The following is a 15,018-nucleotide window of genomic DNA, read 5'->3' as shown; positions in this document are numbered from 1 at the left end:
GCTCCTCTCATCGGGCCGAACCGCGTGTCGGGGGGTCAGATCAGCCCGGCGATCGCCGGGTGGCAGGGGCCGGTCGACTTCGCGCAGCAGCCCCGACGGCACACGTCGAACCACGGGCCCACCGAGGTGACGTTGGCGCGCTCGGCTGCCGGGGTGCCGGCCAGGCGCTCCCGCACCAGGTCGACCAGGGCGTCGACGAACTCCGGGCTGGTGCCGGGAGTGGGGGTGCGCCGCACCCACAGACCGGCGTCCCGGGCCGTCTGGCAGGCCTCGCGGTCCAGATCCCACAGCACCTCGAGGTGATCGCTGACGAAACCGGAGGGCACGATGATCACCGCCGTGCGGTCGGACAGGGCCCCGATCGCGTCGTTGATGTCGGGTTCCAGCCACGGCGTCGAGGGGGCTCCGGAGCGCGACTGGAAGACCAGCTGCCAGGACACCTCGGGGGCGACGGCGGCCATCACGTGCTCGGCGACGGCCAGGTGCTGACCGACATAGGCCCCACCCTGCCTCCCGTCGAACTGGCCGGCACCCGACAGGGCGGCGTCGGCCGAGGGGATGCTGTGGGTGGAGAAGAGCACCTCGATCTCGGAGCGGGGGTGGCCGTCCTGCTCGGCGGCGGCGATCGCCTCGCGCACCCCGTCGATGAAGGGCTGGACGAACCCGGGGTGGGAGAAGAACTGTCGCACCTTGTCGATCTGCAGTCGGTCCTGCAGGCCTGCACTCTCCAGGGCGTCGGCCCAGTCCTCGCGGTACTGCCGGCACGAGGAGTAGGAGGAGTAGGCGCTCGTCGGGATGGCGAGGATCCGGTGCACCCCGTCGGCGGCCGCCCGGGCCAAGGCCTCGTCGAGATAGGGCTCCCAGTTTCGGTTTCCCCAGTAGACCGGCAGGTCGATGCCGGCCGTGGCCAGCGCGGCCTCGAGCAGGCCGCGCAACTGCCGGTTCTGCTCGTTGATGGGGCTGGCGCCGCCGAAGGCGAGGTAGTGGTGGGCGACCTCCTCGAGTCTCTCGTCGGGGATTCCTCGGCCGCGGGTGACATTGCGCAGGAAGGGCATGACGTCGTCGGGCCCCTCCGGGCCGCCGAATCCCGACAGCAGGATCGCGTCGTAAGCGACCGGCCGGGTGACGTGGGCGGGACCGGACTGGGCGGGCTCGGTGGCCGAGGCGACCCTGGCGCCGGGTTCGAGATGGACGCCTCGGGCCCTGGGCGGCTTGCTTGTGCGGTGGCACGGCTGGGCGGGCAGCGTGGTCACGGGGTCTCCTTCGAGGCGGCATGGGTGGGTGATGGGTCGCTGGCTGATGGATCGGCGGGGAACGGGTGTGGTGACGACGTCCGAACGGACGACGCCGGGGGCGGGACCGGGGAGGTGCGAGTCGTCGGTGACGGGTGGGGTGCGGTGGGCCCGGCGCTGTGGTCCCCGGTGATCCGCTTGAGGACCAGCTCGGCGCTGATGAGGCACATCGGCACCCCGACGCCGGGGGCGGTCGTCGCGCCGGCGTAGTAGAGGCCGTCTACCCGGCGGGACTGGTTCTGGGCCCGGAACATCGCGCTCTGCCGCAGGATGTGCCCCGGCCCGAGCATGCCGCCGTGCCAGGAGTGGTACTGGTCGGCGAAGTCCTGGGGGCCGACGGTGTGGCGCACCAGGATCCGACTCGCCAGGTCGGGAATCCCGGCCCAACGGCTGATCTGGTCGATGGCCGCGTCGGCGGTCCGCTCGATCGTCGGCGAGCCGGTGCCGTCGGGGCCGCCGTGGCCCAGGCCGGGATCTGCCGGGACCGGAACCAGCACGAAGAGGTTCTCGTCCCCCTCGGGGGCGACGGTGTCGTCGGTCTGGCTCGGCTTGCACAGGTAGATCGACGCCGGGTCGGGGATGCGGGGTGCGTCACCGAAGATCGCGGCGAAGTTGGTGTCCCAGTCCCGAGTGAAGAACAGCGAGTGGTGCGGCAGCTCGGGCAGCCGGCCGCGGACCCCGAGCATCACCAGGACCGCTCCCGGGCCGCTCACCCGGCGGCGCCACCATCGTTCCGGATAGCTGCGGGCGTTCGGGGCCAGCAGCCGGGTCTCGGTGTGGTGCAGGTCGGCCGCCGAGACGACGATCTCGGCCTCGGTGTGCCGGTCGCGGCCGTCGGCCGATCGCCAGGAGACTCCGGTCACCCGGCGCGGGCGGGGACGTCGGAGGAGGCGGCCGAGAGGATGGGGACGGCGGTCACCCGGGGACGTCGCGCTCCCGGCGTCTCGCGCAGCGGCGCTCCCCGCGTCCCGTGAATCGGTGCTCCCCGGGACCTCCCGACTGCCGGGCCCGGTGGTCCGCGCATCGGTGGTGATCTGCGTCACCCGTGCGCCGGTGGTGATCCGCACCCCTTCGGCCCGCGCCAGATCCTCGATGCGGCGGACCAGCTCCCAGAATCCGCCGATCGGGTACTGGACCCCCTCGGCCAGGTCGAAGGCGCTCATCAGGTGGTACATCGCCGGTGCCCGGTCGGGGCTGGTGCCTAGGAAGACCGCGGGGTAGCCCAGCACCTGCCTCAGCACGGGGTCGCGGAACCGGCGTGAGATGTGGTCGGCGAGGGACTGGGTGAGCAGGCCGGCGAGGTCGGGCAGGCTGCGCGTGATCTCGGGGGTGAGGATCGGCCGCAACCGGGTGTACGGGTTGTAGAGGAAGTACTCCTGGGCCAGCCGCGAGGTCCTGGCGGCGGAGTCCAGGTAGCTCCGGAGGGCCGTGCTGGAGCCGGGCTCGCGGCTCTCGAAGACCCTCTCGACGGCGTCCTGACCACGGGGAATGATGACCGGGGGAGACGCCGGCGCGCCAGGATCGGGTTCGCTGAACACCGCGTAGCCCGGATCCAGGGTGCGCAGGTCCAGCTGTTCGGCGCTCGAGGTGCCCAGCAGCTCGAAGAAGTGCTCGAAGACCTCGGGCATCAGGTACCAGGAGGGGCCGGTGTCGAACCGGAACCCGTCGCGGGTGAGGCTGCCGGCCCGGCCGCCGACGTCGTCGCGCCCCTCGAGCACCTCGACCTCGTGACCCTGATGGGCCAGCAGGGCGGCGGTGGCGAGTCCGGCCACCCCTGCCCCGATGATGACGACCCGACTCATCGGCGTTCCCTCCATGTCCGGCCCACGGCCTCGGCGATGATGGCGGCCTTCCTGAGATCGGGGACCCTCACCCGGCGTCGGTAGAGGTCCTCGACCGGTGTGCGTGACAGCCGGTCGGCCAGCGCGGCGAACAGTCCGGCGGCGCTGCGCACCGCGGACCTGGAGTCGATGGGCAGCAGCCCGATCACCGCTTCGGCGTCGGCGAGCTGGTCGCGGATCCGCGAGACGATCCGGTCGCGGTCGGCGTCGGTCAGCCGGTGGGCGGGCCCCAGGTAGGAGCGGCCTAGGCGGTCGGTGTCGTCGGCGAGGTCGCGCAGGAAGTTGACGTCCTGGAAGGCCGCGCCGAGTCGGGCGGCACCGTGCTCCAGTCGGGAGCGGGTGGCCGGATCGAGGTGCTCCTCGCGGACGAAGACGGCCAGGCACATCAGCCCCACCACCTCCGCAGAACCATGCACATAGGAGTCGTGGGCCTGCTCGTCGAGCCCGGCGGCGTCGTCGTGATGGAGGTCCGAACGCATCGAGGCGAAGAAGGGATCGACCAGATCGCGTCCGAAACCGGCCGCCCGGGCGGTGTGGGCGAAGGCGTGGACGACCAGGTTGCTGCTGTAACCGGTGTCCAGACCGCGGTGGGTCTCGGCGATGAACCGCTCCAGGACGTCCTCCTGCGCGGCGGTGTCGAGGCCCGCCTGCTGGCAGACGCCGTCGACGATCTCGTCGGCCACCCGGACCAGGGCGTAGACGTTGCGGACGTGCTGGCGGTGTCGCGCTCCCAGCAGCCTGGTGGCCGCGCCGAAGGAGGTCGAGTAGCAGGAGATCACCTCGGCCGAGGCCCGCTCGGCGGTGCGAGTGTAGGTGCGCAGGGCCGATCCGGTGGGAGTCGGTTCCGGTGCGGACGGTGAGGTGGGAGCCGGTCCGTCCAGGTGCGGGGAGGCAAGGTGCGGGGAGGTCATGAGGATCGTCCCCAGAGCTTCTCGATGAGGTCGATGAGGACCGTGCGGACCGGCTGGGGGAGGTCCTCGCCCGAGGTGTCGATGAGCATGGTGGCCGATCGCAGCTCCTGCTCGGCGAGGTCGGCGACCCGGTCCTGGGCGCCGCACTCGGCCAGCATCGCGGACAGCCGCGCCGCCTCGTGCTGGGAGAGCGCCGCCATCTCGAGGAGACCCTCGATGTCGGGCCAGGCCGGGGTGGTGCGGGCCGCGGCGATGATCGCGGTCTGCTTGCCCTCGCGCAGATCGGAGAGGTGGTCCTTGCCGTGGGCGGCCGGGTCGCCGAAGGCGCCCAGCAGGTCGTCCTGGAGCTGGAACCCCAGCCCCAGATGGCGTCCGATCGTGCCCATCCGGTCCTCCACGCAGCGCGGTGCCCCGGTGAGCACCGCCGCCATCCGCATCGGCAGCTCGAAACTGTAGGTGGCGGTCTTGCGGGCGGTCATGTCGAGGATGGTGTGCAGCTCCGGCGAGATGATCGCGTCGCTCAGTCCGACGTCGATCTGCTCACCGGCGATCGAGTCCTCGATCGTCTCGTCGAGGAGGTCGAGCAGGCGGATCCGTTGCAACTCGCCGACGGCGGCGCGGGCGAAGATCTGGTGGCTGGCCGACAGCAGCAGATCGCCCATCAGGATCCCGCAGGTCTGCGCCCAGTGCATCACCCGGGCGACGTCGTGGTCGGCGGTGGCGTCGTCGTTGACCATCGAACCGATGAGATTGGGTCGGCCCCGGCGCAGCAGGTCGCCGTCGATGACGTCGTCGTGGAGGAGGAAGGAGTAGTGCAGCAGCTCCACCGCGACCGCCAGGTTGGAGACCGGGTCGTTGGCGGCGCGGTGGCCGTGGTGGCGCGATTCGCGATCGGAGCTCAGCGCGTCGTGGCAGTTCATGAGCAGCAGGGGCCGCATCAGCTTGCCGCCGGCCACCGATCGGCCGGCGATCTGCCAGAGCTTCTGGAAGTGGCTGCCGTAGCCGGCGGCCCGACCGGTACCGCCCTCGAAGAACTCTGAGATGAGGGTCTGGAGGTGGGCGCGGGTCGCGGCCTCGTCGGTGCAGATGGGCGCTGTCATCGCTGCCCCGCAGTGCGTGGGAGTGACGACTGGGCAGCTGTGAGACTGTCGTTCATCAGTGATCCCTCCAGAAGTAAGTGGCTTCCTTGAGACTTTAATAGCCAGGCTAGCAATATGTAAAGGATGTATCTGACTGTGCTGATAATCTTTCCCCGTGAGTGAAGACCGCGATGCGCAGACGAGTCGCCTCAGTCTCTACGACGTCGAGTCAAGTGACCTGGTGGACCGGTCCTCGCTGTCGGACCCCGACATCGCCCAGATCAACACCCTGATGGGCGCCTTCGCGCGGTTGCGGCAGGTCGAGGAGGAGCTGGTCGAGGCCTCCGACGCCTACATGAAGCTCAACCGCACCGACATGCGGGCGCTGCACTTCCTGATGGTGAGCGGGCGTCGCGGGGAGCTGGTCACTCCCAGCGTCATCGCGGCCCAACTGGGCATCTCCAGTGCCTCGACGACCAAGCTTCTCGACCGGCTGGAGCGCGGTGGCCACATCACCCGCCGGCCCCACCCCAGCGACCGGCGGGCGCTGGTGATCAGCATCACCCCGGAGACCCGCGAGGCCGCCGCGTCGACCGTGGGACGCCAGCAGGCCCGCCGGTTCAACGCCGCGGCCCGGCTCACCCCGGCCGAGCGCGACGTCGTCATCGGCTTCCTCGACGACACCGCCCAGGAACTCTCACTGTTCCACGCCCCGTGGGCCGCGGATCTGCCGCGCCACCCGCGGTGATCGCGGGGCCGACTCAGGGCAGCGCCGTCCAGGAGCGCTGCCGCGGTGTGGCCAGCAGGCCGCTCATCGGGGTGGACCAGACGTCCTGACCCTGGACTCCCCAACGGTGCAGCAGGGTGTTGGCTGCCAGGAAACCGGTGGTGGCGGCGCGCTCCATCAGCGCGACCGGAAGGTCGCAGGCCACCCAGTCGCCGGCCAGCACCAGGGCCGGGGAGGGGGTCGTCACCCCGGGACGCTCGGTCCAGCCGCGGGGGCCGATCACCGGGCAGTCCTGCCTGGCCAGCACCTCGCGGTGCACCACACCCAGCCGCGCGGTCTCGGGAAGGGCCGCGTGAAGCTGGTGAGACAGCTCGGTGACGACGTCGTCCAGGGCGGCGGGGTCGGTGGTCACCGACGGGTCGCAGGCGTAGCCGTGCAGCTCCACGACCGAGGCGCCGCCGTGCTGGGCTGACCATTTCCGGGCGCCGTCCTCGAACCGCTCCAGCACGGAGATGTTGTCCAGCGGACCGTATCCGCTGGTGCCGAGGAAGGGCGGTCGATCGGCCTCGACCGGTTCGTCCAGCCAGAGCCGGACCACCACGAAGGGAGGGGCGTTGCGGGTGGCGGCGACGGCGTGGCGCCAGCCGGCCAGGGATGGCGAGGTGGTCGACGCCGCCAGCTGCCGGGCGGTGCGCGGATCGGTGGCCAGCACCACGGCGTCGGCGGACAGGACGCCGTCGTCCAGGGTGAGGGTCGCGCCCTGCGCGGTGGTGTCGATGGACCGGACCGGGCAGGAGGTGCGCACGTCGACGCCGAATCCGTCGAGGACCCGTCCGAGGGGAGCCCACAGGGTGGTGTCGTAGTCGTCGACCGGGACGTCGAAGACCAGGCCCTCGGCGGAGCCGAGGAAGTAGGTGTGGAACATCGCGACCAGCTCGCCGGCGGCGAAGTCGTCGGGATCGGCGAAGAAGGAGCGCGCGAAGACCTCGAGGGCCAGGTCCCTGGCGGCCGGCGGGAACCGCAGCCGGTCGAGGAATGCCGCGGCCGACTCGCCGTCGTAGGCGGAGAAGGTGTCGGGGAAGCGGACCCGGACCAGTTCCAGCGCCGCCGCGACGTTGACGTCGACCAGGGAGCGCAGGGTGATCGTGGGGCTGCGCAGAACGAAACCGAGGATGCTACACGGCGGGGTGAGCGGGATGTTCGAGAAGGAGTCGCGCAGGCCGTCGGGGCGTTGAAGCGGGTAGTCCGGGACCGGGGCGAGGCTGGTGAGGTCGGGGTCGAACCGCTTCAGCAGGGAGCGCAGGTTGTAGTACTGGCGGAAGAAGGCGTGGAATCCGCGACTCATTGTGCGGCCCTCGCCGATCGGCCATGAGGCGACCCGGCCTCCCAGTCGCGGTTCGGACTCCAGAAGGGTGACCCTCACCCCGCGCTCTGCCAGCACGGTGGCGGCCGCCAGCCCGGCGATGCCGCCGCCGACGACTGCGACATGGCGGTCCTCGGTGATCCGGTAGCGGCCGGTGGGGGCGGCGTGGCGGACCGCGTGGCGGTCGCGTCCAGGGCGGTCGGTGCGGGCCGATCCTCTGGTGTCGTCGGCGTCTCCAGGATGTCGGGAGTCGCCGGCGTCGCCGTGGTCGGAGCGGGCGGCGTCGCCGTGGTCGTTGCTGTCGGCGTCGCTGTGGTCGGCGTTGCCGTGGTGGCGTGGGAACGGGCTTCTCGCGCTCATCGTGCCTCCCTGTGGCCGAACTTGATCCAGCAGATGATCGTGAATGTGATCATGGCGAAACCGAAGCCGAAGTCCTCGATGGGGATGTCCCAGGGGAATCGGATGCCGGAGAACTCGGTGGGTTCGTACATCACGATCGGCGCCGACAGTTTCGTGAGCCAGCCGTCCACCCAGATCTGGAAGAAGAAGACGATCGCCATCGTCAGCCAGTAGCGGGCCGAGGAGAAGATCCCGGTTCTGGCCCAGGCGAGCTCCCAGACGACCACCGCGACGATGCCGATCAGCGTCAGAACCGTGTACTCAGGCATGATCACTGCTCTCGTGGGGTCGGGTGGCGGACTCGTCGGCGATCCGGACCAGGCCGTCGGGCCATCGGTAGCGCAGGCGTCCGGGGGTGCGGGCCAGCAGCAGGATCCGGCCGACCGCCTCGTAGGTGAGCAGCGCGCAGATCGGAATGATGGTGAGGAAGAGCAACTCCTCCAGGGGCAGCGCTCCCAGGTGGATGCCGGAGATGAACCGCGGCTCGTACCACCAGTGGTGGCGCAGGATGCCGACGACGTCCCATCCCACGAAGATCACCAGCATCGGGATGAGGGTCAGCAGGAGTCGGCGGGGGGAGCGGTAGACGCGGGCGCCGATGAGGAATTCCAGCGGGAGGGTGATGGCGACGCAGGCCGCCAGGACGATCAGGTACTGCCAGTGGTTCACGAGACCTCCCTCGTCGGGGTGCTTGACGGTGACCCATCGCGTGCCCGGTCGAGGTGCTGCGATGACCGGGGGTCCGCCCTGGATGTCTCGATCGTATGGGGCCAGTCCAGCCTGTGCGGGATTGTCGGGGTCGAGACGTCGTCGAGCCGGGTTGTCCAGCACCCGGTGTTCGGGGCTGCCCGGCGTGCTGCGCCTTCCTGGAATCGGGCTCGGGACGTCGTCGAGCCGGCGTGACAGGATGGTTGCGCAGCATGTGGATGAGGCAGTGTGAGGACCACGACGATCCGAGGAGTCGCGGTGGACGGACCGAACAGGCGACGGGCGGTGCAGCCCGGAGATCCGCACGAGTCGACGGTGGAGCAGGCGCCGGGGGTGTGGCGGATCGGCTCCTACCCGGTGGCGCGCGAGGTCCTGCAGGCCCGCGGCTGCACCACTCAGGCCGGGTTCACCTCCGAGTTCGTGCCGAAGGGACGGCTCAAGCACCACCCGATTCTGTTCTCCGATGGGCCCCTGCACGACGAACAGCGTCGCAAGGTGGGGCGGTTCTTCGCGCCCAGGGTGGTCAGCGAGCGGTATCGGCCGCTGATGGTCGATGCCGCCGAGAGGTTGCTGGCCGATGCGATGGATGACGCCGGGGACGTCGGGACGGCCGGTGGGGTGGGCTGTCGGGTCGAGGACCTGGCGCTGCTCTACGCCGTCGACGTCACCCGTCAGGTGGTCGGACTGACCAACTCGTCGGTGAAAGGCCTTGCCGGGCGCCTGGTGCGGTTCTTCAACCAACCCCCCTTCGACATCACCAAACCCGATCTCGGCCGGACCCGGAGACAGTGGGCGTCCGCTGCGGTGCACGGCCTGGGACCGGTGGTGAGCCTCTACCTGGCCGACGTCAGACCCGCTGTGCGGGCGCGGCGGAGGCGGCCGGGGGAGGACGTCATCAGCCACCTCATCGCGGAGGGGTACACCGACGTCGACATCCTCGTGGAGTGCGTCACCTATGGGACGGCCGGGATGGTGACCACGCGCGAGTTCATCGCGATGGCGCTGTGGCACCTGCTCACCGACGAGGACCTGCGCGCGGCGTATCTGGCCGCGGATGCCGATGGGCGGATCGGCGTCCTCGAGGAGATCATCCGTCTGGAGCCGGTGGTGGGGCACATCTACCGGCGGGTCGGCGAGACGCTGAGGGTGGCCGACGGCGCCGACGAGCGTTGCCTGGGGCGCGGCGACCTCGTCGATCTCCAGGTGCGGCAGGCCAATGTCGATCCGGCGGTGATGGGGGCCGATCCGCTGTCGTTGTGTCCGGGGCGTCCGCTGGACCGCGACGTGCACCCGGCCGGGCTGAGTTTCGGGGACGGGGCGCACCGTTGCCCCGGCCAGGCGCTCGCCCTGCTGGAGACCGACGTCCTGCTGACCCGGATGCTCGACCTCGAGCCGCAGATCCTGGCCGAGCCGCGGATCGAGTGGGACGATCTGGTCGCCGGGTACTGCCTGCGCGGTTTCCGGGTGGGTTTTGCCGGGCATCACCTCACGAACAGGTAGTCAGAGGCGGTTTCGGGGTGATCCGGGAGGTCGTCGACGACGGCATCAGAGGCACCCGGGGCGCCGTGGTGTCCGTCGACGTGGCGGCCATCGCTGTGGTGGCCGTCTCCGTGGTGATCCCGATCCCGGGTCCGGTGGCCACTGGTGTGCGGGGCGGAGGGTCCCCGTTGAGCCCGGCACTCCTGAGCCGGGGGTGCTGGCTCGGCTAGAGTCGGGAGATTGGAAGGTGCTGCCGGGACGACCCGGACAGCGCGAGTCATGGGCCGGGGACGACCCCGGGGAACAGATCATCTCCGTGCCATCCGCCGCCTCCCTGCGCGTCATCCTCACTCCCGCTGTGCTTTTGCGGATCGGGGTGGGTTGGGCCGCGTTCATCGCCCTGCTGATCGCTGAGCCGCTTCCGGTGGGGCAGATGCCCAGCCCGGTGCTGTTCCTGGTGCTCGCCGCGATCGTGGCGGTGATCGTGGTCTCCTCGAGCGGGGTCGTCGCCCAGGCCGAGCGCCTCGCCGACCGACTGGGAGACCCCTACGGCACGCTGGTGCTGACCCTGTCGATCGTGCTGATCGAGGTCATCCTCATCTCTGCGGTGATGCTCGGACCCGGCGAGCACACCACCATCGCCAGGGACTCCGTGATGGCCTCGACGATGATCATCCTCACCCTCGTCATCGGGGCGGCCCTGCTGGTGGGCGGGTTGCGGCACAGGGATCTGCGCGTCAACCGCACCGGCGTCTCCAGTTACCTTTCCCTGCTCGTCGTGCTGCTCGCCACCGCCTTCGCACTGCCGGCCGTGATGGGCACCGGAGGCGCTTATCCGGCCGGCCTGGCGATCCCCGTCCTGACCCTCACGATCCTGCTCTACGCGTTCTTCCTCTACCGGCAGACCGGGGCGCAGAGCAGCGATTTCAAGGAGGTCGGCGCCACCACTTCGGTGTCGAAGGGGTCGGCGTCGAAGGGTGCGGTGTCCGGGGGTGTGGCGTCCAGCCCGGCCGTGGCTGAGCCGGTGACCTCCGCCATCCCGGCTCAGCCACGCCGGACGGCCGGGTTCTCGCTGCACGAGCACGGGACGGAGGTGATCGTCCGGTCGCTGGTGCTGCTGATCACCGCGATCCCGATCGTGCTGCTCTCGCACCACATGGCCGTCCTCCTGGAGGACGGGCTGGGCCGGCTCGGTGCTCCGGTCGTGCTGTCGGGGGTCCTGATCGCGGTGATCGTGCTCCTGCCCGAGACCATCACCACGATCCGCGCCGCCTGGATGGGCGAGGGGCAGCGGGTCACGAATCTTGCCCACGGCGCACTCGTCTCCTGTGTCGGCCTCACCCTTCCCGTGGTGCTTGCGATCGGTCTGCTCACCGGGCAGACCGTCGTTCTCGCCGAGCGACCCGTGAACCTGCTCCTGCTCGCGGTGAGCCTGTTGCTGAGTCTGACCACCTTCAGCGCCCAGAGGGTCACCGCATTGCACGGCGCCGCGCACCTCTTCGTGTTCGTGCTCTACGCCATCAGTCTGTTCTCCTGAGCCGCCGCCGCGGCCGTTGCCCGGGAGCCGTTGCGCCGGCCCCGCGAAGGCGACCTCACGACGCGGTGCTCATCGAGCGGGGTCGGGTAACCCAGTGAGGCCTGTGGATGCGGGGGTTCCCAGGAGCCGCTCAGCGAACCGGTGGGAGGGCGTGGTCGAGGGCCTGGTCGATGTCGGCGATCAGATCGTCCGGGTCCTCCAGGCCGACGGACAGCCGCAGGTGTCCGAAGCGGCGGAACTCCGCGGGATAGTGCTCTGCTCCGCCCCGCCCATCGGGGCCGACGTGGACGATTAGGGACTCGTCGTGGCCGAGTGACACGGCCGAGGTGATGACTTGCAGCCGGTTCACGAACCGGTCCTGCAGATCCGAGTCACCGTCGAGCACGAAAGCCAGCATCGCTCCCGGCCCGATCGTGCCGAACTGGCGGCTGGCCAGATCGTGCTGCGGGTGCGAGGGCAGGCCGGGATAGGCGACGAAGGCCACCCGGGGATCGGCGTCCAGGTGTGCCGCGACCCGTACGGCGGAGCTGATGTGCTGTCGCAACCGCAGTGGCAGGGTGACCGAACCGCGCAGGATCAGCCAGGCATTGAACGGCGAGATGGCTCCGCCGACGTCGACCAGCGCATCGCCGCGGATCCGCGACACCAGCTCGGCGCTGCCGATCACCGCCCCGCCCATCGCGTCGCCGTGCCCGTTGATGTACTTCGTGAGCGAGTGGATCACCAGATCGGCCCCGGCGGCGAGTGGCCGGAACACCGGTGGTGGGGTGAACGTCGAGTCCACCGACAGCAGTGCGCCGTGCTCGTGCGCGATCCCGGCGAGCGCGGCGATGTCAGCGACTCGGGTGGTGGGGTTGGCGATCGTCTCGACATGGACGAGCCGTGTGGTGGGGCGGATCGCGGCCGCGACGAGGTCAGGGTCCGAGGCGTCCACGAAGGTCGCCTCGATCCCGTACCGCTCTGGCAGCAGCTCGCTGAACAGCCGCCACACCGCCTCGTAGGTGATGTCTGAGACGACCACGTGGTCTCCTGCACGCAACAGGGTGAAGAACACCGCATGCAGCGCAGCCACCCCGGTGGCGAACACGGTGGCGGCGTCACCGCCCTCCATCGCTGCCAGCTTGCGCTCCAGAGCCTGCTGATTGACCGCACCGTTGCGGGTGTAGATCAGACTGTCGGTGCCCGACCAGTCGATACTGGCGGGGTCGTCGGGCAACAGGTAGGAGTTCGCCATCACCAACGGCGTCCGCAGCGCTCCACTGCCGGGGTCGGGCCTGTTGCCGCCGTGCACTGCCCAGGTCGCTTCACGCACCGTCGTGGGATCGTGTTTGTCGGGAGCGGCGTCGGTCATGGTCTTGTCTCCTTCGCGGACAGGTGTTGTGCCTTGGGTCGGACGCAGTGGTGGACAGCTGAGGGATGACTGCCGCCCGGGCTGCGACGAATGACGCCGTGGGCCGAGGGGCTTGTGAGGAGGGAGAGTCCAGATGTTGCAGGGCGTGACGTTGGTGACACCAGAGGCTGCGACCTGTGGCACCTACTCGACGTCCACCGTCTGCCAGATGACATCGGCGACGCACATGCCGGTGGTGGTCTCACGGTAGAACACATCCGTCGGGACCTTCTCGCCGGAGGTTCTGGCGATACCTGCTCCTTCGAGGTTGATTCTCCACGTCGCGTTCGGCATTGGCCGATCACCGGACGTCGTGGGCTCTACCTGCTCCGGCTCTCCTGCGCGCAGTCCCCTCCAGGCCGCTGCGTCCCCGAAGACCGCGGACGAGTCCTCGCAGGCGAGTGAGTTCTGGCTGCCGGACGACGCGCCGGCGATCAGCGTCTCCGTCGTGCTGATCACTTGCGCGCCGTGGGGACCCCAGAGCATCCCATCGGGGGAGCACCCTGACAGAGCAACGAGTGACGCACCAGCGATGGCCAGTGCGGGCAAGCGGCGAGGAGCCTTCACAGGACCCACGGTATAGGAGGCGGAACGCCGCTCCCGGACTCGACTATCGGACTGCTCGGTGCTTATCGGGCGCGTCCTGGGAGTACCGAGCGGTCCGGTCGAAGGCGCGGTCGGCGTCAGCGCCCGGTGACTGTGCGGTTGTAGGCCATCGCGACGGAGACCCAGGATGACAGCGTCTCGTCGTCGCTCACTGCCTCGGCCGCGACCTCGATCCAGCCCGGTCCCATGTCGCGTCCGGGGCCCATGACCGCTTGCGTGGCTCCGGGGCCGCGCAGGAGCTCGTCGTGCTGGTCGGCGTCGACGCGTACCAGGAGTCCACCGTCCTTCCGGGCGCTGGCGATCATCTTCCCGCTGACCATGATCGACCGGCCGCCGAACATCGACACCTCGCGCACCTCCGGCTCATCGGTGAGCAGCGATCGAAGCCGTTCAACCAGGTGAGTCTGTTCTGTGGTCATCGCGTGCTCCTGTCTCGGCACTTCCTGGGGGACGGAGGAGACGGTCGACGTCCAGAGTACGGTCTGCGGTCTCAATCTGAGGACGTTGGGAGGTAGCTCGGAACAGCGGCTGCATAGGGTTGGGTCATGGTCCGCATCCTTGTCACCGGCATGTCGGGCGCGGGGAAGTCGACTCTGCTCCAGGAGCTTGCCCGGCGCGGACATCTCACCGTCGACACCGACTACGACGGCTGGACGTTGCCCGGAGTGTTGTGGGACGAGCCTCGGATGAGCGCATTTCTGGCGCGCCACGACGATGTCGTCGTCTCGGGGACTGCCGAGAACCAGGGCCGCTTCTATGGCCGGTTCGAGCATGTGGTGCTGCTGAGTGCTCCGGTCGAGGTTCTGATCAAGCGTGTTGCGACGCGGACGAACAACCCGTATGGGCGCTCCGCGGACCAGCAGGCCGAGATACGGCAGTACGCGGCGGAGGTTGAGCCGCTGCTTCGCCGGGGTGCGTCGATCGAGCTCGACGCATGTCGACCGGTTGGCGAGTTGGCTGACGTCGTCGAGGGGTTGAGCTGAGCCGGGTCGGCTTGGGTTCACCTGGGTTTGCCTGGGTGGCTTGGGTCGACTGGGGTTTGCCTGGGTTCGGTTGGGGTGGGTCTGGCTCTGCCTGGGTTCGGTTGGAGTGGAGCCGGTCTTGCCGATTCTTGTCGGTGGTCTCTGTTAGTGTTGGACACAATGTGTCGGCAGGGTTTTTCGTGATGATTGTCGCGTGTTCACGAGAACATCGCGGGAAAACATGCCCCACACCTCCGACACACGACACCGGTACTGCTTCCGCGCCGTCTTACCGGTCGGGTTTGGTCGAGTTGTGGGACAATTTCTCCTGTGAATATCGGCGATTCTTCACAGGAAACAATCGGCGTGATTGTCTGGTGTGCAGGTGCCGGTTTGCGTATCATTGACCCATGGATGACACGTCGGAATTCTGGAGAGGGATCGCGGTGATCGAGGACGCCCTCACGGCGCTGGACCTCACCGGGATCGCCGCCATGACCGACGCCCAGAAGGTCACCGCGATGACGCGGATCCGCACCCTGGAGGGGCGGGTCAGTGCCGCGGCGGCGGTGGCGACCGACGCGGTCGCCCGCTCGTGTGCCACCGAGAGGACCACCGGCACCCCGCTGGCCGACTTCCTGGCCACCACCGAGGGACGCACCCCCTCCCAAGGGCTGGGTCAGGTGTTCCGGGCCTCCCGGATCACCGCCGACCCCCGGATCCG

Annotated in this window: 14 protein-coding genes and 1 pseudogene; 5 read left to right on the top strand and 10 right to left on the bottom strand. The window is 69.5% G+C overall.

Annotation, left to right across the window (positions count from 1 at the left end; all coding sequences use genetic code 11):
- Window positions 1–35: 35 nt before the first annotated feature.
- The 4 genes from H590_RS0111905 to H590_RS0111890 are packed head-to-tail and all read right to left on the bottom strand — an operon-like array spanning window position 36 to window position 5,144.
- Window positions 36–1,253 carry a ferrochelatase gene (locus tag H590_RS0111905; RefSeq protein ID WP_028703711.1) on the bottom strand — a complete coding sequence of 406 codons (1,218 nt, stop codon included), beginning with the start codon at window positions 1,251–1,253 and terminating at the stop codon, window positions 36–38.
- Window positions 1,250–3,094: a phytoene desaturase family protein gene (crtI, locus tag H590_RS18030; protein ID WP_084149490.1), complete on the bottom strand. Its 1,845-nt coding sequence runs from the start codon at window positions 3,092–3,094 to the stop codon at window positions 1,250–1,252. The genes H590_RS0111905 and crtI overlap by 4 nt, the downstream gene beginning before the upstream one ends.
- A complete protein-coding gene (locus H590_RS0111895) occupies window positions 3,091–4,044 on the bottom strand; it encodes a phytoene/squalene synthase family protein (RefSeq protein ID WP_084149489.1) in 954 nt (317 codons plus the stop codon). The genes crtI and H590_RS0111895 overlap by 4 nt, the downstream gene beginning before the upstream one ends.
- A complete protein-coding gene (locus H590_RS0111890) occupies window positions 4,041–5,144 on the bottom strand; it encodes a polyprenyl synthetase family protein (protein WP_028703709.1) in 1,104 nt (367 codons plus the stop codon). Before H590_RS0111890 ends, H590_RS0111895 begins: the two co-directional genes overlap by 4 nt.
- Before the next feature lie 154 nt (window positions 5,145–5,298).
- Here H590_RS0111890 and H590_RS0111885 point away from each other — a divergent pair, with 154 nt between their 5' ends.
- A complete protein-coding gene (locus H590_RS0111885; protein ID WP_028703708.1) occupies window positions 5,299–5,871 on the top strand; it encodes a MarR family winged helix-turn-helix transcriptional regulator in 573 nt (190 codons plus the stop codon).
- Window positions 5,872–5,884: 13 nt separating this feature from the next.
- Here the strand turns inward: H590_RS0111885 and H590_RS16520 are convergent, their stop codons facing one another.
- From H590_RS16520 to H590_RS16515, 3 genes are read right to left on the bottom strand one after another with little or no spacing between them, the layout of a single operon-like run.
- Window positions 5,885–7,573: an FAD-dependent oxidoreductase gene (locus H590_RS16520; RefSeq protein WP_084149488.1), complete on the bottom strand. Its 1,689-nt coding sequence runs from the start codon at window positions 7,571–7,573 to the stop codon at window positions 5,885–5,887.
- Window positions 7,570–7,881: a lycopene cyclase domain-containing protein gene (locus tag H590_RS0111875; RefSeq protein WP_028703707.1), complete on the bottom strand. Its 312-nt coding sequence runs from the start codon at window positions 7,879–7,881 to the stop codon at window positions 7,570–7,572. Before H590_RS0111875 ends, H590_RS16520 begins: the two co-directional genes overlap by 4 nt.
- The gene (locus tag H590_RS16515; protein WP_051238583.1) at window positions 7,874–8,281 is read right to left on the bottom strand and encodes a lycopene cyclase domain-containing protein; all 408 of its coding nucleotides are present in this window, start codon (window positions 8,279–8,281) and stop codon (window positions 7,874–7,876) included. Before H590_RS16515 ends, H590_RS0111875 begins: the two co-directional genes overlap by 8 nt.
- A gap of 297 nt (window positions 8,282–8,578) precedes the next feature.
- Between H590_RS16515 and H590_RS0111865 the strand changes: the two genes are divergently transcribed.
- Together H590_RS0111865 and H590_RS0111855 are read left to right on the top strand one after the other, a co-directional pair.
- A complete protein-coding gene (locus H590_RS0111865; protein ID WP_071161758.1) occupies window positions 8,579–9,820 on the top strand; it encodes a cytochrome P450 in 1,242 nt (413 codons plus the stop codon).
- Between the two features lie 295 nt (window positions 9,821–10,115).
- Window positions 10,116–11,336: a calcium:cation antiporter gene (locus H590_RS0111855; RefSeq protein ID WP_028703704.1), complete on the top strand. Its 1,221-nt coding sequence runs from the start codon at window positions 10,116–10,118 to the stop codon at window positions 11,334–11,336.
- Between the two features lie 130 nt (window positions 11,337–11,466).
- Here the strand turns inward: H590_RS0111855 and H590_RS0111850 are convergent, their stop codons facing one another.
- From H590_RS0111850 to H590_RS0111840, 3 genes are all read right to left on the bottom strand, one after another.
- Complete coding sequence (locus H590_RS0111850) at window positions 11,467–12,687, bottom strand: trans-sulfuration enzyme family protein (protein ID WP_028703703.1); 1,221 nt, start codon at window positions 12,685–12,687, stop codon at window positions 11,467–11,469.
- Between the two features lie 183 nt (window positions 12,688–12,870).
- Entirely contained in the window at window positions 12,871–13,020 is a 150-nt protein-coding gene (locus tag H590_RS18690; protein ID WP_157773942.1) for a hypothetical protein, read from the bottom strand.
- 389 nt (window positions 13,021–13,409) lie between these two features.
- Window positions 13,410–13,751 (bottom strand): TfoX/Sxy family protein, encoded by a 342-nt coding sequence (locus tag H590_RS0111840; protein ID WP_028703701.1) that lies wholly within the window; start codon window positions 13,749–13,751, stop codon window positions 13,410–13,412.
- Between the two features lie 126 nt (window positions 13,752–13,877).
- Between H590_RS0111840 and H590_RS0111835 the strand changes: the two genes are divergently transcribed.
- A complete protein-coding gene (locus H590_RS0111835; RefSeq protein ID WP_028703700.1) occupies window positions 13,878–14,315 on the top strand; it encodes an AAA family ATPase in 438 nt (145 codons plus the stop codon).
- 389 nt (window positions 14,316–14,704) lie between these two features.
- A pseudogene (locus H590_RS16510) lies at window positions 14,705–15,018 on the top strand (HNH endonuclease signature motif containing protein); the annotation flags it as partial.

It is taken from the genome of Acidipropionibacterium jensenii DSM 20535, from assembly GCF_000425285.1.
GTDB lineage: Bacteria > Actinomycetota > Actinomycetes > Propionibacteriales > Propionibacteriaceae > Acidipropionibacterium > Acidipropionibacterium jensenii.
This window is presented reverse-complemented; position numbering and strand designations above follow the sequence as displayed.